The 23,938-nt window shown below is 35.7% G+C and carries 28 protein-coding genes; 15 read left to right on the top strand and 13 right to left on the bottom strand.

The window, feature by feature from the left end:
- The first annotated feature begins 17 nt into the window (after positions 1 to 17).
- Positions 18 to 374, top strand: a complete 357-nt coding sequence (gene secG / locus BLR30_RS08425) for a preprotein translocase subunit SecG (RefSeq protein WP_089857184.1) — start codon at positions 18 to 20, stop codon at positions 372 to 374.
- A gap of 88 nt (positions 375 to 462) precedes the next feature.
- Here secG and BLR30_RS08420 read toward each other — a convergent pair whose 3' ends face one another.
- From BLR30_RS08420 to recR, 5 genes are read right to left on the bottom strand one after another with little or no spacing between them, the layout of a single operon-like run.
- Complete coding sequence (locus tag BLR30_RS08420) at positions 463 to 1,491, bottom strand: WaaS/CpsH family glycosyltransferase (RefSeq protein ID WP_089857080.1); 1,029 nt, start codon at positions 1,489 to 1,491, stop codon at positions 463 to 465.
- On the bottom strand, positions 1,488 to 2,621 hold the full coding sequence (locus BLR30_RS08415; protein WP_089857078.1) for an NAD-dependent epimerase/dehydratase family protein: 1,134 nt from the start codon (positions 2,619 to 2,621) through the stop codon (positions 1,488 to 1,490). The genes BLR30_RS08420 and BLR30_RS08415 overlap by 4 nt, the downstream gene beginning before the upstream one ends.
- 3 nt (positions 2,622 to 2,624) lie before the next feature.
- Entirely contained in the window at positions 2,625 to 3,176 is a 552-nt protein-coding gene (locus BLR30_RS08410; protein ID WP_089857077.1) for an acyltransferase, read from the bottom strand.
- Positions 3,173 to 3,964 (bottom strand): glycosyltransferase family 2 protein, encoded by a 792-nt coding sequence (locus BLR30_RS08405; RefSeq protein WP_089857075.1) that lies wholly within the window; start codon positions 3,962 to 3,964, stop codon positions 3,173 to 3,175. Before BLR30_RS08405 ends, BLR30_RS08410 begins: the two co-directional genes overlap by 4 nt.
- Positions 3,965 to 3,979: 15 nt before the next feature.
- Entirely contained in the window at positions 3,980 to 4,594 is a 615-nt protein-coding gene (gene recR / locus BLR30_RS08400) for a recombination mediator RecR (RefSeq protein WP_042722954.1), read from the bottom strand.
- 21 nt (positions 4,595 to 4,615) lie between these two features.
- Between recR and BLR30_RS17715 the strand changes: the two genes are divergently transcribed.
- The 9 genes from BLR30_RS17715 to BLR30_RS08360 all read left to right on the top strand — a co-directional run bounded on the left by BLR30_RS17715 (position 4,616) and on the right by BLR30_RS08360 (position 9,759).
- Complete coding sequence (locus tag BLR30_RS17715; RefSeq protein ID WP_175443629.1) at positions 4,616 to 4,855, top strand: hypothetical protein; 240 nt, start codon at positions 4,616 to 4,618, stop codon at positions 4,853 to 4,855.
- A 388-nt stretch (positions 4,856 to 5,243) separates the two neighbouring features.
- Positions 5,244 to 5,849, top strand: coding sequence for an LURP-one-related/scramblase family protein (locus BLR30_RS08395; RefSeq protein ID WP_089857072.1), 606 nt, complete (start codon positions 5,244 to 5,246; stop codon positions 5,847 to 5,849).
- Positions 5,850 to 5,868: 19 nt separating this feature from the next.
- Entirely contained in the window at positions 5,869 to 6,360 is a 492-nt protein-coding gene (locus BLR30_RS08390) for a hypothetical protein (protein WP_089857070.1), read from the top strand.
- A gap of 85 nt (positions 6,361 to 6,445) precedes the next feature.
- Complete coding sequence (locus BLR30_RS08385; RefSeq protein ID WP_089857068.1) at positions 6,446 to 7,891, top strand: aminoacyl-histidine dipeptidase; 1,446 nt, start codon at positions 6,446 to 6,448, stop codon at positions 7,889 to 7,891.
- Between the two features lie 115 nt (positions 7,892 to 8,006).
- A complete protein-coding gene (locus BLR30_RS08380; RefSeq protein ID WP_089857066.1) occupies positions 8,007 to 8,240 on the top strand; it encodes a hypothetical protein in 234 nt (77 codons plus the stop codon).
- Positions 8,224 to 8,418 carry a type II toxin-antitoxin system RelE/ParE family toxin gene (locus BLR30_RS08375; RefSeq protein WP_228400745.1) on the top strand — a complete coding sequence of 65 codons (195 nt, stop codon included), beginning with the start codon at positions 8,224 to 8,226 and terminating at the stop codon, positions 8,416 to 8,418. Before BLR30_RS08380 ends, BLR30_RS08375 begins: the two co-directional genes overlap by 17 nt.
- A gap of 117 nt (positions 8,419 to 8,535) precedes the next feature.
- Positions 8,536 to 9,117, top strand: coding sequence for an LOG family protein (locus BLR30_RS08370; protein WP_228400744.1), 582 nt, complete (start codon positions 8,536 to 8,538; stop codon positions 9,115 to 9,117).
- Positions 9,118 to 9,208: 91 nt separating this feature from the next.
- Entirely contained in the window at positions 9,209 to 9,451 is a 243-nt protein-coding gene (locus tag BLR30_RS08365; RefSeq protein WP_089857061.1) for a hypothetical protein, read from the top strand.
- Positions 9,442 to 9,759: a type II toxin-antitoxin system RelE/ParE family toxin gene (locus BLR30_RS08360; RefSeq protein WP_089857058.1), complete on the top strand. Its 318-nt coding sequence runs from the start codon at positions 9,442 to 9,444 to the stop codon at positions 9,757 to 9,759. Before BLR30_RS08365 ends, BLR30_RS08360 begins: the two co-directional genes overlap by 10 nt.
- A 77-nt stretch (positions 9,760 to 9,836) precedes the next feature.
- Here the strand turns inward: BLR30_RS08360 and BLR30_RS08355 are convergent, their stop codons facing one another.
- Both BLR30_RS08355 and BLR30_RS08350 read right to left on the bottom strand, forming a co-directional pair.
- Complete coding sequence (locus tag BLR30_RS08355) at positions 9,837 to 10,166, bottom strand: 2Fe-2S iron-sulfur cluster-binding family protein (protein ID WP_089857056.1); 330 nt, start codon at positions 10,164 to 10,166, stop codon at positions 9,837 to 9,839.
- A gap of 78 nt (positions 10,167 to 10,244) precedes the next feature.
- Entirely contained in the window at positions 10,245 to 11,300 is a 1,056-nt protein-coding gene (locus BLR30_RS08350; protein ID WP_089857054.1) for an NAD(P)/FAD-dependent oxidoreductase, read from the bottom strand.
- 156 nt (positions 11,301 to 11,456) lie between these two features.
- On the opposite strand from BLR30_RS08350, the gene BLR30_RS08345 reads away from it, so the two are divergent.
- On the top strand, positions 11,457 to 12,227 hold the full coding sequence (locus BLR30_RS08345; protein ID WP_089857052.1) for a DUF3108 domain-containing protein: 771 nt from the start codon (positions 11,457 to 11,459) through the stop codon (positions 12,225 to 12,227).
- A gap of 418 nt (positions 12,228 to 12,645) precedes the next feature.
- Here the strand turns inward: BLR30_RS08345 and BLR30_RS08340 are convergent, their stop codons facing one another.
- From BLR30_RS08340 to BLR30_RS08325, 4 genes are all read right to left on the bottom strand, one after another.
- Positions 12,646 to 13,296: a response regulator transcription factor gene (locus BLR30_RS08340; protein WP_089857050.1), complete on the bottom strand. Its 651-nt coding sequence runs from the start codon at positions 13,294 to 13,296 to the stop codon at positions 12,646 to 12,648.
- Positions 13,293 to 14,933 (bottom strand): sensor histidine kinase, encoded by a 1,641-nt coding sequence (locus BLR30_RS08335; RefSeq protein WP_175443628.1) that lies wholly within the window; start codon positions 14,931 to 14,933, stop codon positions 13,293 to 13,295. Before BLR30_RS08335 ends, BLR30_RS08340 begins: the two co-directional genes overlap by 4 nt.
- Positions 14,934 to 15,092: 159 nt before the next feature.
- Complete coding sequence (pheS, locus tag BLR30_RS08330; RefSeq protein WP_089857046.1) at positions 15,093 to 16,103, bottom strand: phenylalanine--tRNA ligase subunit alpha; 1,011 nt, start codon at positions 16,101 to 16,103, stop codon at positions 15,093 to 15,095.
- A gap of 128 nt (positions 16,104 to 16,231) precedes the next feature.
- Positions 16,232 to 16,888 carry a YceI family protein gene (locus tag BLR30_RS08325; protein ID WP_089857044.1) on the bottom strand — a complete coding sequence of 219 codons (657 nt, stop codon included), beginning with the start codon at positions 16,886 to 16,888 and terminating at the stop codon, positions 16,232 to 16,234.
- An 84-nt stretch (positions 16,889 to 16,972) separates the two neighbouring features.
- Between BLR30_RS08325 and BLR30_RS08320 the strand changes: the two genes are divergently transcribed.
- Positions 16,973 to 17,908 carry a sulfate/molybdate ABC transporter ATP-binding protein gene (locus BLR30_RS08320; RefSeq protein WP_089857042.1) on the top strand — a complete coding sequence of 312 codons (936 nt, stop codon included), beginning with the start codon at positions 16,973 to 16,975 and terminating at the stop codon, positions 17,906 to 17,908.
- A 3-nt stretch (positions 17,909 to 17,911) separates the two neighbouring features.
- Here the strand turns inward: BLR30_RS08320 and BLR30_RS17710 are convergent, their stop codons facing one another.
- Both BLR30_RS17710 and BLR30_RS08315 read right to left on the bottom strand, forming a co-directional pair.
- On the bottom strand, positions 17,912 to 18,076 hold the full coding sequence (locus tag BLR30_RS17710) for a hypothetical protein (RefSeq protein WP_175443627.1): 165 nt from the start codon (positions 18,074 to 18,076) through the stop codon (positions 17,912 to 17,914).
- A 240-nt stretch (positions 18,077 to 18,316) separates the two neighbouring features.
- The gene (locus BLR30_RS08315) at positions 18,317 to 18,661 is read right to left on the bottom strand and encodes a zinc ribbon domain-containing protein YjdM (RefSeq protein WP_089857040.1); all 345 of its coding nucleotides are present in this window, start codon (positions 18,659 to 18,661) and stop codon (positions 18,317 to 18,319) included.
- Between the two features lie 178 nt (positions 18,662 to 18,839).
- Here BLR30_RS08315 and BLR30_RS08310 point away from each other — a divergent pair, with 178 nt between their 5' ends.
- The 3 genes from BLR30_RS08310 (at position 18,840) to asnB (ending at position 23,884) form a co-directional block, all read left to right on the top strand.
- Entirely contained in the window at positions 18,840 to 20,045 is a 1,206-nt protein-coding gene (locus BLR30_RS08310; RefSeq protein ID WP_089857037.1) for an RsmB/NOP family class I SAM-dependent RNA methyltransferase, read from the top strand.
- A 182-nt stretch (positions 20,046 to 20,227) separates the two neighbouring features.
- Positions 20,228 to 21,892 carry a GLPGLI family protein gene (locus BLR30_RS08305; protein WP_089857035.1) on the top strand — a complete coding sequence of 555 codons (1,665 nt, stop codon included), beginning with the start codon at positions 20,228 to 20,230 and terminating at the stop codon, positions 21,890 to 21,892.
- 318 nt (positions 21,893 to 22,210) lie between these two features.
- Positions 22,211 to 23,884: an asparagine synthase B gene (gene asnB, locus BLR30_RS08300; protein WP_089857033.1), complete on the top strand. Its 1,674-nt coding sequence runs from the start codon at positions 22,211 to 22,213 to the stop codon at positions 23,882 to 23,884.
- The last annotated feature ends 54 nt before the right edge of the window (positions 23,885 to 23,938 follow it).

Below are 23,938 nucleotides of genomic sequence, written 5' to 3'. Positions count from 1 at the left end.
AAAAAGATATCAAATTAATGGATTCTATATTTATACTATTGATGGTTCTTATTATGATCGCCAGTATCCTTCTGGTAATCATCGTTATGGCTCAAAACCCAAAAGGTGGAGGTCTTTCCAGTACATTTGGAGGTGCATCTTCTGCTCAGTTTGGAGTACAGAGAACCAACGACTTCATGGAAAAAGCGACATGGACTTTAGGAGGAACAATTATCGTTCTTATTCTTTTAAGCGTTGTTATTACAGGTAAACCTTCTGCAGCACCGGTTCCGGTACCTGCATCTAAAGAAGCACCGGCTAAGCAATCTGCCGTACCTGCGAATAGCACAGCGCCAGCTCCTACACCGGTTCAGACTCCTGCTCCGACAAAATAAGCAAATAATATTTTTACATAATAAAAGCAGCTCAACATGAGTTGCTTTTTTGTTTTTTGCCCGTAAATGGTAAATGGAATAATTTTTATTATTTTCTGAATGAATTCCAGTAATCATCCTGCGCATCGCCAAACAGACATTCGATAAAAGAATCCAGAGACATTTTGTACAGCACATCCTGATTTAATTTCTTAAAATCTATTTTAAAAAATTCAGGATTCATCTGTATATTTTCACGGTCAATCACCAAAACATTATCCGGAGAATAAAAGGGATAATTAATAATATCCGAATTCGTAGTAATAAGTTTCTTACCCGAAGCTAAAACCTCAAAAGTCCTGATCGTAAGACCATTCTGAAAGGGTTTATTGATATCGACCACTGATTTAGTTTTTCTGTAGAAATCGATGATTTGTTGATGATTTAGTTTTTCGAAACTTACTTTTTTGATATCAAACTGCTTAAGATTTTTATCAATAATCTTTTTTAATCTGAAAGCTATTTTACCCATCGCATAATAATAAAAATAAGAATTAAGCTTGAGCTTGTCTGCAACAGCACGGATTTTCTCACCTACAATATATCTGTCTGTATGTGCACTACCAATAAAAACCATATCATAAATCGCAGCTCCAGTATCGTGATTCAGATTTTTGTATTCATCCACATAAAAAAGTGGACGGAAATTCATGTTATAATTGACAGAATCACGATATTCGAATGTAAATTTTTTATCAAAAAACTTGAGATTATCAATTAGATCAGGATACTCCGTGAGAGGATCAAAATTATAATAGATCATTTTGATCCCAGGATTACTATCCTTTATCTTTTCCAGAAAAAAAGAAGGGGTTGCCTCACCTTTAATGAGAAAAAAGTAATCATACTTTTTATTCTTTATCTCATTTAAAATCCGATTGTAGTAAGCATTTATTTTTAAATGATACCATTTTTTATTGAGACGAATGATCCCTTTTGAAATATTTGAATTGGAAGGCCTTTCGTCATAAAAATCAACCTCAGCACCGAAATCAGAAAGTCTTTTTGCTATGGCTTTTTCATAATTAAAAAAACTTACTGATAAGAAAAGTATTTTTTTACCATTTAAATCGATCATTTTAAAAGTCCTTTTACTTTCATTTCATCCAGAGATTCTTTGAACTTCACATCCTGAATATTTTGCTGTAAAACCCAATTGGTAAATTTTGACATTCCTTCTTCAAAAGATATTTGTGGCTTAAAATTCAGTTTTGATTTAATCTTACTGATATCCGCAAAATTATGCCGGATATCTCCCAGACGAAATTGTCCGGATATATTTATTTCAAAATCTATCTGATAAAACTTTTTCAGATTTTCTGCTACTGTGGTTACAGACGTTGAAACTCCTGTTCCTACATTAAAAATTTCTCCGTTTGCCGCATCATTTTCAATACACTTCACTGTAGCTTCCACGGCATCATTGACATGGATAAAATCCCGTGACTCATTTCCATCCTCGAAAACATTGATATCATTTCCGTTAAGAATTTGCGAAGAAAAAATTGATAAAATACCTGTGTATGGATTCAACAGCGATTGTCCCTCACCGTACACATTCTGAAATCTCACCGCAACCGGCGCAACGCCCATAGAAGAACAGGCCGTCATTACCATTTGCTCCTGTGCATATTTTGTAATTCCGTAGATGGATGTCGGATGTATCTTTGATTCTTCATCGGTCGGCAAAGCACGAAGCATCTGCCCGTCGGGATAAATAATCTCAAAAATACCGTTTCGCATTTCTTCTACATTTCTCGGTTTGGGATAAATAAGTCCCAATTCCGGATGAAGGTATTTGCCTTCACCATAAACGGCCCGTGAAGAAGCAATTACTACCTTCTTTACGCTGTGTGGCTTGTTCACCAAAAGATCAAGCATCATTGCCGTTCCGGAAACATTCACTTCCGTATATTTTTCGATCTGGTACATCGATTGTCCAGTTCCGGTTTCGGCAGCGAGATGAACGATCACCTCCTGCCCTTCAATCGCTTTTTCCCAGTCCTGGAAATTGACAACGTCTCCTTTGATAAAATTTACCTTACCTAAAATACTTTTGTACAAGGGAGAATCTTCTTCAGGATTATCTCCGTGAATCTGACAGGAAAGATTGTCCATGACCGTAACGTCATACCCTTTTCTTTTCAGTTCCAAAGACAATTTACTGCCGATAAATCCGGCTCCTCCTGTGATAAGTATTTTCTGCATACTTTATTTTACTTTTTCCCATTCCTGGGTTTCGAAATTATATTTTTTAACAACCTTTGCCGGTGCTCCGACAATAACACAGTAATCCGGAAACTCGCCTCTCACAACGGAATTTGCGCCTACGATACATTGCTTTCCAAGCTTTGTTCCTGCCATGATTGCTGATCCCATTCCTATGTAGCAGTTTTCTCCGATAACGGTATCACTGATGATATATTCCTGATTGACTACATGTTTATCAAGCTCTTCATAATCATGATCGATATTGGTGATGAATACGTTCGCTAATATCAGAGAACTTTTTCCAATCACAAGATTTCCTGCGGAAGTAATGTGAACGTTCTGGGAAATCACTACATCATCCTGTATATGAATATTTCCTTTGCGATGCACTTCCATTCTGAGATGGGGAAATATCCGTACTTTTTTACCTATAAAAACATTTCGGGTTCCCATCAGAAATAAGGGTTTCCCTAAATAAGAAGGAAGACCAAACTTTCCGAAAAAGGGAGCATACAGCAAAGCTCTTAATGCCCAAAAGATTTTATAAATCATACCCTGCTTTTAAAAATCCTTACAATATATTTTAATTTTGAAAATATAAAAAATAAAATATATTCAAAATAGTTAATTCTTTTCAATTGGTACATCTCACGAAGATTTTTTTGTATCCCTTTCTCCATTTCCGGAAGATTGGCTGAAAGACCGGAGACGCCGAAAGATCTCTTCCCTCCGCCGGTATATACCAGTTCTTCTCCAAGAATGTACATTGAATTGTTTTTGGAAATCTTCATCCAGTAATTAGCGTCTTCGGAATATCTTTGTGCTTCATCAAAAAAACCTGTATTCTCCAGAACCTTCGTTTTGAATAAAGCGGTGGAAGTTTGTCCGTCAATCCTTACAAGTAATTTTCTTACGGTCATTACTGCAAGATTTAAATGATCTTTTTTATAAGGGAACCAGATTTTTTCACCATTTCGAAGGCTTGTAATAAAATCTATATTTAAATATTCATCCTCCAGAAATTTCATCTGTCTTTTAGTTTTCTGCGGCAACCATTCGTCGTCGGAGTCCAGAAAAGCAATATAATCTCCAGTAGCGAGTTTCAAACCTGTATTTCTGGCTTTGGAAACACCTCCATTTTCCCGGGTAATAACTTTTATATCAAGTTCGGAGTGTGAATTCCTGTAGTTTTCCGCTAATAGTTTACTCTGATCCGTCGAGCCGTCATTAATGATGATAATCTCAAACTGCTTCAGGTCGTAATCCTGATTTCTCACAGAATCCAAAGCTTTGACTATCGTCTTTTCGGCGTTAAACATTGGTATTATTACAGAGATCATATCGGAAGAATTATATCAGGATTTTTCTTCATTATAGGGCAACCTGTTTACAATCGATCTTCCCAGAGATATCTCGTCCGCATATTCCAGCTCATCTCCTACAGAAATTCCTCTCGCTATGCTGGAAAAACTTATATCAAAGTTTTTAAATTTCTTGTAAATATAATATGCCGTTGTATCCCCTTCCATCGTAGCGCTCAGAGCAAAGATGAACTCTCTCACTTTACCGTCATTAATCTTCTTTTCAATGCTTGGAACATTCAGTTGGGCAGGACCAATACCTTCCATCGGGGAAATTTTACCACCTAAGATCAAATATTTCCCGGTATATTTCCCGGTATTTTCGATGGCGATCACATCACGAACATCTTCTACAATACAGATCAGTTCGTCATGTCTTTTCGGATTACTGCAGATCTCACAGACCTCAAAGTCTGAAAAATTATGACATTCTTTGCAGTATTTAATATCATTGACAAGGCTGATCAGGGAATTTCCAAGGCTTACTGCTCTGGAAGCCGGCTGTTTTAATAAATGTAATGCTAAACGCAATGCCGTTTTTCTGCCTATTCCCGGCAATCCGGAAATTTCATCCACCGCTTTTGCCAAAACTTTACTTGGGTAATCCATAACACAAAAATAAGCAAAAAGATGGGGATTCGGAACATTTTTAAGGAGCTGTCTGAAGTTGAGATTCTGACCAGGATATCAATTTCCGGAAAGTTTGTCGCAAGGGTGCAAGAGACTTTCCCGGCTTCCGGAAAAGTTGTTACGAGGGTGCATGAAGCTTTCCCGGTCACCGGAAAGGTTGTTGCAAGCGTGCAGGAGATTTTCCGGGAGTCGGGAAAACCTGTTGCAAGGGTGTTTGGAACTTTCCCGATGTTGATGTAATTTAACCTGAGTTCGGGATAAGAGATATTTTAAATAATTGATTTTTCAAAATAAAATTATTCTATCGCAAAGAGAAACAAAGAAATGTTTAATTTTTGAAACGCTTTTAAGTTAAACAATGCCACTTCGTTTATCAAAGTAATACAAGAATTTTGTATTACTTTGATAAGTTTCACGCCTTTGTATATCTTAAATTTTTAAAAACTAAGTGATTAATAACTTTTGTTTAGCTTTTATATAAAATTATCCCGAACTCAGGTTAATTTAATTCTTAAATCTTCTTAAAAATCCCAGTTTTAAGCTTAAATTGACGTTAAGGTACCCTGCTTTTAAAACAAATAACATTATCTTTGGGCTACGAAATATTAACTTGAAAATAAACTAAAAAATGGTACTTAACAATTTAAATTATCCTCTGGATTTTAAATTTAAGATTACAACATTAGCCAGTGATTTCAATATCACGGATAAGAACGGTAATTATGTCGCGTATGTTCGTCAAAAAATGTTTAAGCTGAAGGAAGACGTTATTGTATTTAATGACGAGAGCAAATCCAAAGAACTTTTCAGAATCAAAGCCAATCAGTGGATCGATTTCAACGCTTCTTATTCTTTAACTGAAATTGCTACGGGCAGAAACTTCGGAAGAATGGCCAGAAAAGGGATGCGTTCTATCTGGAAAGCCAGCTATGATATCCTGGATGCCAACGATCAACCCAAATTCAAAATTCAGGAAGACAATGCCTGGGTACGTTTTTTTGACGGAATGGTCGGCGAAATCCCACTCGTCGGAGCATTTACCGGATATTTCCTGAATCCTTCCTACACCGTGACCGGATTAGATGGAAAAGAATATTTTAAACTTAAAAAAATGCCGTCATTCTTTGGAAGAAGATTCCAGCTTGACCGCCTTATTGATATTGATGATGAAGAGGAAAGCCTTGTAATCCTTTCGTTATTGATGATGACGCTTCTTGAAAGAGCAAGAGGATAACCTTTAACAACTAAAAACAATGAAATATTTAATCATTTTCTTTTCTGCTTTTCTGCTGGTTGCCTGTAAAAAGGAACAACAAACCACTCAGATTTCTGCTCCGGCAGATTCTGCTAAAATCGTTCAGGATACTGTAGCAACGGATATTTCTTCAGGAAAAATTGCTGTTGATACATTTCCTTTTCCGACAGAAATCAAGGAATGTTCATGTTATTTTGCCAAAAGCAAAGCCGATTTCCTGGCCGAAAAATATATTTATGCAGATGATGCTGGAAAAACCGCTTACATGAAACTTGACGGAAAAAGAATCGCTATGAATCTGATTTCTTCAAATGATATGGAAGCCGATGAAGAGCTGAGCAAAGAAATAGAAAATGATGATTATAAAATTTCCGTAAAAGGAAAAAAAATAAAAGGCGAAGAAGCTCTGTTGTTTGAAGGTACTTTAACGATCGAAAAACCAGACGGAACTATTGTAAAGATGCCCATCTATGGAGAATGCGGTTGCTAAACTGCTTCTGGCTTCTGCCAAAATTGCTGCTTCCGGATTATCGGAAGCATTTTTAATTTTGTAATTTTGAGAAAAATAAATTTCAATGGAACTATCTACTATAGAACCGCAGATTATCTGGAAGAATTTTTCCAAATTAAATGCTGTTCCGAGACCCTCAAAAAAAGAAGGAAAAGTCATTGCATTCATTAAAGAATTCGGTGAAAATTTAGGATTGGAAACAACGGTTGATGAAGTCGGCAATGTCATCATCAAAAAACCGGCAACACCAGGAATGGAAAACCGTAAATCGGTGGTGCTTCAGTCGCATCTTGATATGGTTTGTCAGAAGAACAACGATGTTAATTTCGATTTTGATACGGAAGGTATTAAAATGGAGGTAGATGGCGACTGGGTAAAGGCGAAAGGCACAACGCTGGGGGCTGACAATGGCCTTGGAGTGGCGACGATCATGTCGATTTTAGAAAGTACGGATATTCCGCATCCTGATATCGAAGCTCTTTTCACGATTGATGAAGAAACCGGAATGACGGGTGCTTTGGGTTTAAAACCCGGACAGCTTACCGGTCAGATTCTTCTCAATCTGGATACGGAAGAGGATGATGAAATCGATATCGGCTGTGCTGGGGGTATTGACGTAACCATTTCGCAGGATTACATTATGGAAGTTGCGAAAGGCCAGATTATCAGAATCGAAGTTAAAGGTTTGCAGGGCGGTCATTCAGGAATGGATATTCATAAAGGTTTTGGAAATGCCAATGTGATTTTAGGAAGAATCCTTTATAAAGGGTTGGAAAAAGAAAATATTCAATTGATTTCTATTGATGGCGGCGGATTGAGAAATGCCATTCCAAGAGAAGGCGTTGCCATAGTTTCTGTACGAAATGCACAGGAATTCATCGATGAAGTAATTAATGGCCTTAAAAAGGAAATCCTGGAAGAATTTGCGACAATAGAACCTAATCTTCACATCAATATTGAAAGTTCAACCACTTCAGAGAAAGCTCTTTCCGAAGAAGATTCAAGAAGAATCATTCTTACCCTGAAATCTCTTCACAATGGTGTTTACAGAATGAGTCCTGACGTACAAGATCTTGTGGAGTCTTCCAATAATATTGCAAGAGTAGAATTAAAAGATGGAGAGCTTAAAATTTTAAACCTTTCCCGTTCTTCTGTAGAATCTTCAAAAGATTCTGTTGCCGAACAACTAAAATCTGTGGCTGAGCTGGCGGGAATGAAGACTGTTTTCAGTGGTTCTTATCCTGGCTGGAAGCCTAAACCAGGTTCCGAGATTGTAAAGTTGATGGAAAATCTTTATACGGAGAAATTTGGTGATAAGCCTCATGTAGTCGCTTGTCATGCAGGTCTGGAATGCGGAATCATCGGAGCAAACTATCCGGAAATGGAAATGGTTAGCTTTGGACCAACGATCAGAGGAGCGCACTCTCCTGATGAAAAAGCGAATATTCCTTCTGCACAGAAATTTTGGAGCTTTACAAAGGATATTTTAGCGAATATTCCTTTAAAATAAGATTATAAAATTACTATATTGAATATCCAAAGTTGTGATGGCTTTGGATATTTTTGTTTTTGAATCTTTGCAGATTGTTATATAAAATTATAAATTTGAATAAATAATACAAGTTATGAATACACGGACTCTCAATGAAAAACTTGAATTAATTCAATGGCTATCTACATTGGAGGATGCTTCTATTATTAAAAAACTGATTCAATTCAGGAAAGAAGAAACCAAAGACAGGTGGAATTCAATTTCGGAAGAAGAAAAAAAATCTATTGAAAAAGGAATATCAGAAGCTGACAATGAAGAATTAAAATCTCATTCCGAAGCCAGAAAGTTATATGGAAAGTGGCTATAAAGTTTTTTGGACTCCAAATGCTTTAAATGAACTGGAACAAACCATAGACTATCTCCAAAATAATTTTACGGATAAAGAGATCAAAAAACTTATTCATAAAATTGAAAGCTCGATAGAAATTATATCTCAAAATCCTTTTATATTTCCTGTATCCGAAAGCAAAGATGTTCACAAGTAATTATTCTGCAATTTAACACTATGTATTATCGTGTACATGATAGCGATGTGGAAATTTTATCTTTCTTTTCAAACAGACAATCTCCTCAAAAAAGAAAAATTTAATTCTAATTTAATCGTGAAAAGTATCACCATATTCTGTGGATCGAGTTTCGGTTCGGAAGACATTTATAAAAAACAGGCAACACTGCTTGGACAAACGCTGGCAAAAAATCATATACAGCTGGTTTATGGCGGCGCAGACGTTGGCTTAATGAGAGCTGTAGCAGATGGAGCTTTACAAGCAGGTGGAAAAGTAATTGGTGTTCTCCCCTATTTTTTACAGTCAAAGGAAATTGCCCATAAGCAACTGACGGAACTGATTCTAGTGGAAACCATGCATGAAAGAAAAACCAAAATGAATGAGCTCTGCGACGGTGTCATCGTACTTCCGGGAGGTTATGGAACGCTGGAAGAATTCTTCGAAATGATTACCTGGGCACAGCTCGGACTTCATCAGAAACCGATTGGTATTCTCAACATCGACGGATTCTATGACGATTTAATTAAACTGGTTCAAACAATGGTTAGCAAAGGATTTCTAAAGCAAATCAACCGCGATATGCTGTTGATAAGTGATAATATCGAAGAACTGCTGGAAATGATGAAAAATTATGAAGCACCGAAGGTTGGGAAGTGGATTTCGAAGGATGAAGTTTAATATTTTTAAGGAATGCTATTAATTTTTAGAGATAAAATTTTAAGCATTCCTTATTATAAAATCACTAAATTTGATTTAAATATTAAAAGTTATGAATTTAGAAGCACGTAAAATATCGCTCGTTCAGGAATTTTTAAGAATTGATAACGAGAAAATTATCAATGCCTTGGAAAATGCGCTTCATAAGATTAAGTCTGAAAATTTTGATGAGAATTTAAAACCCATGTCAATAGAAGAATTTAATGATGAAATTGACAAGGCAATTAATGATGTGGATAATAACAGGATAACTAATGTTGTAGATTTAAAAAACAAAATCCAGAAATGGTATTAGAAATCTTTTGGACTCAGCTTGCAGAAGAAAAGCTGCATGATATTTTTCAATATTACAAATACAAAGCAGGAATAAAAATTGCAAAAAAAATTATTACCGAAATTATTGATAAAACTTTAATCTTAGAGCAAAATAATAAAGCAGGACAAATTGAAGAATTATTAATTAATAGAAAATATGAATTTCGATATCTTGTTTCCGGAAATTATAAAATCATCTATTATATCAATAAAGAAATCAATAAAATTATTGTTGCAAATGTTTTTGATTCGAGGCAGAATCCTTCAAAATTATATGAAACAAAATAAATGTAACGATTGAATAAATAAAAAACTCCCGAAGAAAATCTTCAGGAGTTTTTTATAATTTGGATTAATTTAAATTTCTAAGGATAAGGAGCAATTTCCACTTCAAGGCCTTCCATTTCAGGAACGATATGCAGCTGGCAACCCAGTCTACTATTTTCTTTCACATGGAAAGCTTCTCCAAGCATGGCGTCTTCTTCAGCGCCCATTTCTTCAAGTCCGGGATCATTAACCACGTAAACCTGACAGGAAGCGCACATCGCCATTCCTCCACAAACCCCGATGGTACCTTCTTCTGCCAGTTCGTATGAACGAATGATTTCCATTAAGTTCATTGACATATCTGTAGGGGCTACAACATCGTGGGTTACACCTTCTCTGTCGGTGATTTTTATATTGATATCGCTCATTTTAGTTGATCGTTCTTTGTTGATAGTTGATAGCGGTCAGTAGTTCTTTAAACAACAAACCGATAACCGGCAACTAAATTAGTCAATTTTTTTCACAACCGCTTTCTCAGCTTCTTTTCTGCTTCCGTCGAATCCGTCTACTCCACTTACTGTTGTATATTTCAGAACGAATTTTTTTCCGGGATTTAATCTGTTGTAAACACTCTGACACATTAAAGTTGCCTCGTGGAAACCACAAAGAATAAGTTTCAGTTTTCCCGGGTACGTATTGATATCTCCGATCGCATAGATTCCTTCGATATTAGTCTGATAATCCAGGGCGTTATTTACTACGATTGCATTTTTCTCGATGTTCAATCCCCAATTTCCGATTTCGCCCAATTTTGGGGTCAATCCGAATAATGGAATAAAATAATCCGTTTCCATATCGTAAGGGTCCTGTCCGTCGATGGCTACGGTAATGGACTCAACTTTTCCGTCACCTTTGATAGCGGTAACTTCGGCAGGTGTAATTAATTTGATTTTCCCCTGATTTTTAAGATCCTGAACTTTTTCCACTGAATCCAACGCGCCACGGAATTCGTTTCTTCTGTGGATCAATGTTACCTCACTTGCAACATTAGAAAGGAAAATACTCCAGTCCAGCGCAGAATCTCCTCCACCGGCAATAACTACTTTCTTATTTCTGAAATGTTCAGGCTCTTTAACGAAATATTCAAGCCCTTTTTCTTCGTAATCAGCAACGTTTTCAATGGTAGGCTTCCTTGGTTCAAAAGTACCCAAACCACCTGCGATAGCGATAGCTTTAGCTCTGTGAACGGTTCCTTTATTAGTAATTACCTCAAACCATTCATCATCAACTTTGGTATAAGAAACAGCTGTTTCTCCCAACGTAAAGCCGGGCTGAAATTGCTTGATCTGCTCCATCAGGTTATCAATAAGCTCACCTGCATTTACAGACGGATAACCCGGAATATCGAAAATAGGTTTTTTAGGATAAAGCTCAGCCAACTGTCCTCCCGGTTGAGGAAGCGCATCAATAATATGGCACTTCATTTTCAGTAAACCTGCTTCAAATACAGCAAAAAGCCCGGTTGGTCCGGCTCCTATGATCAATATATCGGTCGTTATCATAATAATAAGATAATTTAATTATACTTGTGGCTGCAAATTTACTAATTTTAATGCGAAGCATATTTAATTCAGTCTAAATAAAAAACTGAGATTTATCAAATATCTTCCAAATTTTTAAGTTATTGCATTTGGCAACGTTTTTGTAAAATTTTGATTATGAAGAAATGTTTAAGTATAGTGTTAATATTTTTATTCACCTTTAGTTTCAGCCAGATTACCAATATCTCTGACGGTGAATCTATTACTTTAAGAATCCATTACGGATTTCTTAATGCAGGGACAGCTAATCTTACAACACAAAAGACGGTGTATAAAGGAGTTCCTCATCTTTATGTAAAAGGAACAGGACAAACGACCGGAGCAGTAAGGGCGTTTTTTAAAGTTGATGATCTTTATGAAAGCTATATCAATATGAATACGGAACTTCCGAGTTTCTACGTAAGAAATGTAAAAGAAGGAAGCTACAGACAACATCTTGAAACCGTTTTCAATCACGAAAATAATACGTTAGTTCTAACGGATAAAAAGACTCCAGCGAATGGCTCCAAAGTGATAAAATCGGTAAAAGGTGTACAGGATATGCTTTCATGCTTTTATTATTTGAGAAGTAAAAGTGCTACTGAACTTAGAGTTGGGACGGTAATTAATATGAATGTATGGATTGATGATGAAATGTTTCCTTTTCAGCTGAAAGTGACCGGAACAGAAAATCTCAAGACAAAATTTGGTACGATCAATTGCCTTAAGATCATTCCTTCCGTGAAAAGCGGGCGGGTTTTTAAAGAAAAAGAAGGGGTAACCATGTGGGTGTCTAATGATGCCAATCACATTCCTATCTTATTGAAAGCTGAACTGGCTGTTGGCTCTTTAAAGGCAAGTATTGATGGATTTAAGAATGTAAAGTACCCGCTGAGGTTTACAAAATAAAATTATTTAGGTCTGTGTTTTCACAGACTTTTTTATTGAATATGTAATAAATCTTCATTTCAGATTGTCATTTAAGTAAAGAAGAAGTTTTGTAAGAAAAACTTACATTATACAGAATAGTTTTTAATTACGTTTTGTTTCTTAAGTCAGTAATTAAAAACAAAAACCTCCGAAAGTTTTTCGGAGGTTAATTTTGCAACCTGCAATTACCTAAGAAGGCTCTGCTTCCCAAAAGAGCCTTACTTATTATTCATCATTTGTGCTTCAATCTTTGATTCTTTTTTAATATTTCATCATTTGCATTTTCAGAATCAAAGATTTAAATAATAGCTATTATTGTGGTACAAAGATACCACTACCATGCTACAAATTCCGGTAAAACGAGTAGATATAAATCGATAAGGTTGTAGATATTTTTCTACAAAAAATCAGAATGATTTTTCATTAAGTCAATCAGTTCTACGATATTTTCAATTTTGAGTTTATGAAATATCCTTTTTTTTACTGTACTGATGGTGTTTTGTCTTACATTGAGCGTATTGGCAATTTCGAGATTCCCATGACCTTTGGCATACATCTCGGCAACCTGCATTTCTCTATCAGTTAATAAAGATAAAGGATTAATAAGAGTTCCGGTACGTAAAGAACTCATCAACTTAATCTTAGTAACCGGTGAAATATATTCGCCATCATTCACTATTTTAAGAATAGCTTTCTGCACCTCGCTCTCTTCGCTGAGCTTACTTAAAAAACCATCAGCACCTGCATTCAGGAATTTGAGAGAATGAATATCTTCCTCAATCCCTGTGAAAATAAGAATCTTCATTTCTGGATGTAAACTTTTAATTTCCGGAATAAGATGAAGACTGTTTCCGTCAGGAAAATGCGCATCCATGATAGCAATATCTATTTGATGAGCATTGATGCAATCTTTGATCTGATGAATGCTAGAGGCCTGAAAGACTTTATAGTCTATCCCAATACCATCAAGAAGCAATACAATTGCCTGCCTGATAAGACCATGGTCATCTGCCACCAAAAAACTTGTAACCTGAGCCTCTTGATTCATGGGCTTATTTTTAATGTAAGAGAAAAAAAGACAGAAGTTCCTGCTTTTTCTTCGGCAGTTACAGAGATGCTGCCATTGTATAATTCTACCAGTTCTTTACATAAACTTAAGCCCAGCCCCGCACCAACATTTTGAACATCATCTGACAAAGCCCCCTGATAGTAAGGTTCAAATATCTTTTTAAGATCCGATTTAGAAATTCCTGCACCAGTATCGACAATTTCTGTTGACAATAATACAGTATCATCATCTGTCTTTTCTGCTTTTGTGTTGACCGTTATTTGCCCGTTTTCAGTAAATTTATTGGCATTTCCGAGAATATTCATGAAAATCTGATTGATTTTCGTTTTATCCGAATAGACGATGAGATCTGGATTTATATCAATATTTATCATAAATTTATTGTTCCTTGTCTGAATATAAGGTTCAATAAAAGTTAAAATTGCGTTTATCTCACTCTTAAGGTTAAAAGACACCGAAACAAGTTTGTTTTCTACGCGTTGATTTTTGGTGTATTCCAAAATCTGATTAGACTGTAGTAATAAACTATTGCTTGTAAAATTGATCGACTTTAGATATTCTTTAATTTCGACATCTTCTGTTTTCTCACTGATTCTGCCGATGAGGATACTGATAATTTTCAACGGAGATCTTAATTCATGGCTCAACATACCTAAAAGCCGGCTCTTAAACTCAAGGTTAGCTTTAATTTGACTGTTGGCAGCTTTAATTTTTCTTTCATAAGAAAATGCTATGCCGGTAAGCATCATAATGAGTATAGATACAATAAACATGAGAATCATAGCGCCAAAAATAAGATTCATCCTCATTCTGTTATTTCTGGAATTCTGCTTTTTATACTCCTTTTCCAAATCGAACCTGGAATCTTTGATTGCATATTCATAAACATTCATAACGCCGTTTCCATACGTTAGCAGATTACCGAATATTTTATAAAAAGTAGCATTATTATTTTCTTTTTTCGTGACATTCATCTGTATTTTCCTGATTTGTCCTGTGTAATGATTATTTATTAGATGAATAATACTGTCAAATTCAGCTTTTATGTTAGTGGCATTAGGAGTTTTCCCTTGTTTTACTGTAATTACCGTACTTTCTTTCCGTACATTTTCTTTTCCGGAAATCGCATCACCCAGACGGCCGAAGAATCCTTTTTTCTTTACAGTATCCGAATAGGTTTTTGTCTCAATATTAAATTTATCAAAGTTGTAATCCAGATCGTACTTTGTGACTTTAGGAAAGTCTTTTTTGGTACTAAAGTTTGTTTTTGATGAATATTCGTATGTAGAATCAATCAGAGATTTCAGTTTTTTAACTTCTGTAGGACTATTCTTTTCTGAGGTCAGAGCACTTTTTAATCTGGGATATTTATTTCCATATTCGCCGATACTGTCAAGGTTTTTATCTAATTTATGTAAAGATTCAAAATACGACTTCAGATAATTTTCGTCTTCGGTGACGATGTATTTCTGAAAGTCAACCTGTGCATTTAAAAGCTCATTTCTAGAGCTATCAGTAAGGATTTCCAACGAATGGAGTTCCTTCAGCTGATTTTCAATAAATGCTAAATTTTTCTTTGTGATGAATTCATTATAAAAAAAAGCTGCAATAAGCATTTGTATAAGTAAAATACAAATAATCAGCGAGTAATGAACAATTTTTCTTGATCTAAAATTTAATTTTTCAAACATCAGGGTTATTTAAGGGCATAAAAGTAATAAAAAATCCTGTAAAAATAATTTACAGGATATAATATGTATGAGTTTTTAACTAATTTAAAGACTTTTAAACTGCTCAAGCGTTCTGATATCATTTTCGAAAAACATTCTGATATCACTCATCTGATAAAGAAGCATAACGATTCTTTCAATTCCCATTCCGAAGGCATAACCTGAATATTTTTCAGGATCAATATTAACGTTTTTCAAAACCGCCGGATCTACCATTCCGCAACCCATGATTTCAAGCCAGCCTGTTCCTTTTGTGATTCTGTAATCCGTTTCTGAGTTGAGTCCCCAATAGACATCAATTTCAGCACTAGGTTCTGTAAAAGGGAAATAAGAAGGACGTAATCTGATTTTAGACTTTCCGAAAAGTTCCGTTGTGAAAAACTGTATCGTTTGTTTAAGATCAGCAAAACTTACATTCTCATCAATATATAAACCCTCAATCTGATGGAAAATACAGTGAGAACGTGAAGATACTGCCTCATTTCTGAAAACCCTTCCCGGAGACAGGATTCTGATAGGCGGTTTATTTTCCTCCATATAGCGAATCTGCACAGAAGATGTGTGTGTTCTCAACAAAATATCAGGATTCTGTTCGATGAAAAAAGTATCCTGCATATCTCTTGCCGGATGATATTCCGGAAGATTCAGTGCGGTGAAATTGTGCCAGTCATCTTCAATTTCAGGACCATCTGCCACAGCAAAACCAATAGATTTGAAAATCTCGATGATTCTGTTTTTCACAAGATTTATAGGGTGTCTCGACCCAAGATCCAAAGGAAAAGCAGGTCTCGTAAGATCTTCCTTTTCAATTATAACAGAAGATGCTGAAGAATTTTTCAAATCCTCCAGTTTTACATTAACTGCCTGCTTCAAAGTATTGATCTTCTGACCGAAATCTTTCTTCTGGTCATTAGGAACTTCTTTAAATTTTTCGAAAAAATCATTCAGAATTCCTTTCTTTCCATTGTATTTGATACGGAAGTTTTCGATCTCTTCTTTTGATGTGGCACTGAAGCTGTTTACCTCAACCAGTAACTCTTCTATCTTTTCTATCATTGTTTTACCCTTTCAAAATGTTTTGCAAAAATACGGTTTTTCAGCGAAATATTTTTCCTTAAATTGTTAAAAAAATCTGTCCCATTCAGAGACAGACTTCAATCACTTATTTCACTTAAATAAAAAAATTATTTTTTCTCTAAAGCCTTCACATTGATCTGAAGTGTAATTTCATCTTTGATAACACCGTTTTCTACAGGGCTCTGAAATTTAACGCCAAACTCTTCTCTACTGATATCTTTTGGTTCTGTTGCAATGCTTACCATTCCTTCCTTCAAAGAAACATTCGCTTTGAACTGAACAGGTTTTGTAATTCCTTTTACAGTTAAATTTCCATCTAGCAAAGTATTATAATCTCCTTCAGCAGAGGGCGTTACTTTTGTAATTTCAAAGGAAGCTGTGGGGAATTTTTCCACTTCAAAGAAATCTCCGCTTTTCAGATGTCCGTTCAGTTTTTCCAACTGTCCTGCATTATTTTTTAGGTCTTCGGAAGTAAGAGAAGTCATATCTGCTACAAATTTTCCGCTCTCAAGTATTGAATCTTTTACAGTAACATCGCCGCTTTCAAATTTAATGGTTCCAAAATGGCTGGTATTTTCAGATTTAAAAATTTTATATCCTTTCCATTCTACTCTACTGTTTAAAGTATCTACCGTAAATTCTGTCCCATTTTTAGCAGTAACAGCTTCATTACTTTCCGAAACAGGTTTTTCCTTTTTACACGAGATCATGAAGGATGCAACCAAAAGCATAGAAAAAACTACCGAAAATAGCCTTTTTTTCATAATTTTAATATTTTATTACTTGTGCTAAAATAATAAAAAAAACCGTTCTTTCCTAGAAACATTTCAATTCATTACATTTGTAATATGCTATTAGAAATAAACAATTTATATTTTTCATATTCCCAGGAAAAACCTTTGTTTCAGAACCTTAATTTAAGGTTTGAAGAAGGCAGTATCATTGCGCTCGCCGGTGAAAGCGGCTGTGGTAAATCGACTTTATTGAGTCTGATCTACGGTCTCCTCGACTGGCAAAACGGCGAAATTATTTTTGACGGCGAAAAACTGATGGGACCTAAAGGTAATCTGGTTCCGGGTGAGGCAAAAATGAAATTTGTAGCCCAGAATTTTGATCTTATGCCTTATGCGACGGTAGCTGAAAATGTAGGTAAATTTATTTCTAATATCAACCTCACAAAGAAAAAAGAAACCGTGAGTGAGCTTCTCGAAGTTGTCGGCCTTGAAGATTTTGCCAATATTCTTCCAAAATACCTAAGCGGAGGGCAGCAGCAGCGCGTTGCCATTGCCAGAGCGCTTTCTGTGCTTCCAAAGCTTCTGATTCTTGACGAACCTTTCAGCAACCTTGATTTTCCTAGAAAAATTGAACTCCGCGAAAAATTATTCCGCTATGTAAAACAGCAGAATATTTCACTGGTTATTTCTACACATGAATTACAGGATATCATTCCGTGGCTGGATGAAATTGTTGTATTACAAAACGGAGCAATCGTTCAGGAAGGAGATCCTGAAAAAGCTTTCAAAAATCCTTACAATCCTTATGTAGCTAAGCTTTTTGGTGAGGTGAATATCTTTAACGATAATGAAGTGACTGACTTTGGTATCCGTAAATTTTCATATTATCCCAAAGAAATAAAAATTTCAGAAAATGGTATTGAAGCTGAAGTACAGGAAAGCCGGTTTGCCGGAAATCATTATTGGAATAAAATAATGGTAAAAAATAAAGAACTGATTATCTATACAGACCAGAGAATTGAAAATTCTGTAAATATTACATTTGATTGATTCTTACTCTAAAAGTTCATGAGAACGGCCAAAAACTAGCCCCGATTGAGCGGCGTGTTTGAGCTCTTTTTCTTTTTCGGAGGCTGCCGGCGGCAAAGCCGCCGCAGCCTCCGAAAAAGAAAAAAAGCGAGTAGCGATAGCGGGAAATAGCTCCTGAAAAATCATCATTAAATATCAAACCCTGTTACACTCTACAATTATAAGATACAGATTATCCAATAGTTATTATGGAATTGTGCATAAAAAAAATACAAATGCAAGAATCTTGTTTAAAACTTTTTCTTACATTTGTACTTCCACAGCATAAGGAAATTTTTGGTTAATTCTCTTTCTGCCTCCTAAAACGAAAATTAGCAGTTCTGCAATCTAGTTTTTTGAAAGATTACACTGTCCAATTCTTTCCTTTTTTTATGCCTTTTTCACAAATTCTGATTTCAAAGCCATAGCTCCAAAACCATCTATTTTACAGTCAATATTATGATCGCTGTCAGGTCTCAGGCGTATATTTTTCACTTTTGTTCCGGCTTTTACAGGCTTTGGCGCTCCTTTTACAGGAAGATCTTTAATAACGACTACAGAATCTCTGTCTTGCAGTTCATTACCATTTGAATCTAAAATTTTTCCTGAATCTGATGTTGTGGCAGCTGCTTCTTCAGGGTTCCATTCGTAGAAACATTGAGAACAAACCATCATATTATCACTTGGGTAAGTAAATTCGGAGCCGCATTTCGGACAAAGTACAGTATCACTCATATTTTCAATTTTTTGCAAAGGTAGGTTTTTTGAGTGATGAGTTAAAAAAATTAAGAATTATAAATTAACACGCACTAAAAAAGTTGAAACCGACTCATAATTCATAACTTACAATTTATAACTATAAAAGTTTAAATTTTCGTATTTTTGCAGATTCAAAATAGCAGAACCCAATTTTATGGAACTTATTCACAGAAACTTAGCCATCGGTATTCACGATGCTTTACAGGAAACATTTTTTGAGAAAAACAAATATGCCGATAAAGTGATCGAAAGACTTTTAAAAGCAAACAAAAAATGGGGAAGCCAGGACAGAGCTGTTGTTTCTGAGATTTTCTATAACATCATCCGCTGGAAAAAGCGCCTTGAATATTATATGGGAGAAGGGGTAAAACCCAACAATGTCTACAAATTGATACTAGCCTACCTCCTCTGGAGTAAAACCAATTATAAAAAGTTTGAAGAATTTGACGGAATAAAGATCGCCGACATCCTTACAAAGCTTAAAAAAGGAACTGTTCCTACAAAAGCAATTGAACATTCCATTCCCGACTGGCTTGCTGAAACCTTGGAAAAGGAGCTGGGTGAAAAATGGGAAAAGGAAATGTATGCTCTAAACGAACAGGCACCGACTGTATTGAGGGCCAATTCTTTAAGAACTACCACAAAAGAACTTATCTCCGACCTTGCTGATGAAAATATCACATCTTATCCTATAAAAAATTACCCAGATGCCGTTCAGCTGGAAGAAAAAAAGAATGTTTTTCTTACCACAGCCTTTAAAGAAGGATTATTTGAAGTGCAGGATGCCTCTTCACAGAAAATCGGGTATTTTCTTGATGTAAAAGAAGGTCAAAGAGTTGTTGATGCGTGCGCCGGTGCCGGAGGAAAAACACTTCACCTCGCAGCTTTAATGGGAAATAAAGGACAGATCATTGCTTTAGATATTTTTGAATGGAAACTGGCAGAGCTGAAACGCCGCGCAAAAAGAGCAGGTGCTCACAACATCGAGACCCGTATGATTTCTGACAATAAAGTAATTAAGAGACTTCATGACAAAGCCGACAGATTACTCATCGACGCGCCTTGCTCAGGACTCGGTGTTTTGAAAAGAAATCCCGACAGCAAATGGAAAATCGACCAGGATTTTATCGACAGGATTAAAAAAGAGCAGCAGCAGATTCTTCAGGATTATTCTAAAATGCTTAAAAAGGGTGGAAAAATGGTGTATGCAACATGTTCCATTTTACCTTCAGAGAACAATGGACAGGTTGAAGAATTTTTGAAAAACAATCCTAATTTTAAGATGCTCAAAGATGAGAAAGTAATGCCAAGCGAAGGCTACGATGGTTTCTACATGGCTCTGATTGAAAGAATTTCTTAAAATTCATAAACATATAAATAAGACAACTACTCTGTATTCAGGGTAGTTTTTTATTTAAACATAAATCAGATTCTGTCAAAATATCATGTAACTTTTTGCATAATTTTACCGACATATAATTGAAAACTAATCGTTCACAAAGTTGGTATTAAAATTTATCTTTGTGAAAACCAACAGCCTATATGCAACATAAATTTTTATTCAGCGTCTTTATCTTTTTATCATTCTTTACGTTCGCCCAAACGTATGAAATTCAATATGTAAGCTCATACAATGGAAAAATAATAAAAGAACAGCCTCTTACTTTAGTTTGGGTCAATGAAAAAGAAAATTTTATTCTGAATACCAACATAAGAGAACAAAAAGCAGAATTCCCATATGAAATAACGAAAATTGAAAAACCGTCAAATACTGTAATTTCTTATGCTTTTTTAAAACCTGGCGAAATAATTTCAACTTCCGACTCAGAATCTGTAGGAAAGCAAACCTTTGAATTTACCAATGAAACGAAAAAGATTTTGGGCTATACCTGTAAAAAAGCAGTGACCAAAATCAATTCAAACACCATTGAGGTTTGGTACACCAACGATCTCAAAATTCAAGGAGGACCTTCGATTCTCGGACAAAGCTTAGGGTTTGTTTTAGAGATTGAAAGAAATAAAAACTCAATGATTACTGCAAATTCAATTAAAAAAGTAAAAAAAACCGATATTGATAAAATCCTGAGCGGCAACGTTAAGTCTACCGATCAGCTTGGTTATAAAGATATGGTTTGGAAAAGCAGGTTCACAACTTTAAAAGTCTTTGAAAACGAAACCATCAGATTTTCAGATGAGTCTAAATCAGATAGCGAGATTAAAAGATTCGCCAAAGGAACGATTATCCTTAAAAAAATTAAGTTCCCGAAAATTTCGGAAGGTGAAAATATTTTCGTTGAATTAAAGCAACAGTCCAACGGCGATGCTTATGACAGAACCGGAACCGTATTTTTTATTCCTGAAGATAAAAAAGAATCTTTTCTGGATGGTCTGGAAAATGGCGTAAACAAGCTTCCACTGTATGACAACGGAAACGGAAAGCAGTATTTCGGAGTGGTTTCAACAGAAAATTATAATCCAGCTGTTGAAATGATGCGCTTCTTTACAGCTTTTGGAGTTAATAAATTCAATAATCTTCAGCTTAAAGATAAAACATGGCAGACGATAAGCCCGTACCGACAGGATATTACCGAACTTAAGCCTTCTTTAAATGAAAAAGAACTTTGGGTGGGAGCTTTTATTGGGAACTACGACAAAGGCGGACATAAAGTGAGTCTTGAAATTACCATCCATAAAAGCGATCAGAACATTCATAAAAACAATACTGTAATTCCTTTATTCAACACACTGAATATTATGGAAATGGCAGGTCAGGACTATTCTACAATGTTTGATAAGGATAAAGGTCTGGTTGTAGAATTTACATTAAAAAAAGATCTGAAGAACGCACAGCTGAGATACATCACCACCGGACACGGCGGCTGGGAAAACGGCGACGAATTTATTCCAAAAGAAAATTCAATTCTTTTAGACGGCAAAATGGCCTTCTCATTCACACCATGGAGATCAGACTGCGGCTCATACCGACTTTACAATCCTGCGTCCGGAAATTTTGCAGACGGTCTTTCGTCATCAGATTTAAGCCGTTCCAATTGGTGTCCCGGAACAGTAACCAATCCCAACTTTATTTCCCTCGGAGATTTGAAAGCGGGAAAACATACAATTCAGGTGAAAATTCCACAAGGTCCAACGGAAGGAACAAGTTTCAGTTCATGGAATGTTTCAGGCGCTTTGTTGGGTAATGAATAAAAAAAACCTTCTTGCAAATTAAATCTGCAAGAAGGTAAAAACACAAATGATGAAAAAAAATTATTTCGAGGCACAAAGTAAGAATAAAATTCTTAATAATAAATTATCATACATTAATAATTTTTTAATTTTTATTTTGTATATAGGCTATGAGAAGATGATAACGAAAAAAATTAACTAAAATCAGCTTAATTTTTATTTATAATTAAAATTTTACTTTATAAAATATTATTTGGTTAAAAAAATTAACTTGATAACATTTTTTATTGTTTATTATAAACCACAACTATATTTTTGTTTCAAATTAAATGATAAAATATGTGTGGAATTGTATGTTTGTTTGATGCCAAACAAAAAACTGAAATATTAAGACCTCAGGTTTTAGAAATGTCTAAAAAAATCCGTCACAGGGGTCCGGACTGGAGTGGAGTTTTTCAGGATGAAAAAGTAGTTTTTTCTCATGAGAGACTCGCTATCGTAGATCCTACCTCAGGAAAACAACCTTTATTCACAAAAGACGGAAAAGTAGCTCTTGCCGTAAACGGAGAGATTTACAATCACAGGGAATTAAAAGAAGAATTTCCTGATTATGAATTCCAGACCCAATCTGATTGTGAAGTTATTTTAGCTCTTTACAGAAAATACGGAAAAGATTTTATCGAAAAACTGAATGGCATTTTCGCTTTTTCCCTTTATGATACAGAAAATGATATCTACCTCATCGCCCGCGACCACATGGGAATCTGCCCGCTGTATCAAGGCTGGGATAAAAATGGAAATTACTACGTTGCCTCAGAGCTGAAAGCATTGGAAGGTGTCTGCAAAAAGATTGAAACTTTTCTGCCCGGGCATCTGGTGTACAGCAAAGACGGAAGCGAGCTTCAGCAATGGTATAAAAGAGACTGGGAAAGTTATGATTCGGTAAAAGATAATTATACTGATATTGATAAATTAAGAAAAGGCCTGGAAGATGCTGTTCACAGACAACTGATGAGCGATGTTCCTTACGGAGTTTTGCTTTCCGGCGGCCTGGATTCTTCGGTAATTTCAGCCATCACAGCAAAATTTGCCCGACAAAGAGTGGAGAGCGGAGACACTCAGGAAGCCTGGTATCCGAGACTTCACAGTTTTGCTGTCGGTCTTGTAGGATCTCCGGATCTTGCAGCGGCACAAAAAGCGGCAGAATACATAGGATCTGTTCATCATGAAGTTAATTTCACGGTTCAGGAAGGTCTCGACGCGATCCGTGATGTGATTTGTCATCTGGAAACTTATGATGTAACTACGATAAGAGCTTCTACGCCGATGTATCTTTTGGCCAGAGTCATTAAATCAATGGGAATTAAAATGGTACTTTCCGGCGAGGGTTCTGACGAATTGTTCGGAGGTTATTTGTATTTCCATAAAGCACCAAATGCCAGAGAATTCCATGATGAAACCGTAAGAAAATTAGGAAAACTTCACCTTTATGACTGTCTGAGAGCCAACAAAGCTTTAATGAGCTGGGGAATTGAAGGTCGCGTTCCTTTTTTAGATAAAGAATTTATGGACATCGCCATGACCATCAACCCTAAAGATAAAATGGTAAATGCAGCTGAAGGAAAAATAGAAAAATGGGTATTGCGAAAGGCATTCGAAGACATCCTTCCTGAATCTATTGTTTGGAGACAGAAAGAGCAATTTTCTGATGGTGTCGGCTATTCATGGATCGATACTTTAAAAGCAGTTGCTGAAAAAGAAGTGACTGACGAAATGATGACCAATGCAAGATTCAGATTTCCTTTGAATACGCCGCAAAATAAGGAAGAATACCGCTACAGATCTATTTTTGAAGAACATTTTCCAAGTGAGACCGCTGCAGCTACTGTTCCGTCTGTTCCGTCTGTTGCGTGCTCCACTCCAATTGCATTAGAATGGGATGAAGCATTCAAAAATATGAACGACCCAAGCGGAAGAGCCGTAAAAATACATGAAACGTCATATGAAAAATAGTATAAAGACCAGTTTATAAATTATATTTTTCTCCTGCTTTCAGACATCTAAAAC

Origin of the sequence: Chryseobacterium taeanense (genome assembly GCF_900099685.1) — a bacterium.
Taxonomy (GTDB): Bacteria; Bacteroidota; Bacteroidia; order Flavobacteriales; family Weeksellaceae; genus Chryseobacterium; species Chryseobacterium taeanense.
Note: the sequence above shows the minus strand (reverse complement) of the source record. Positions and strands in the feature narration are given on the sequence as shown.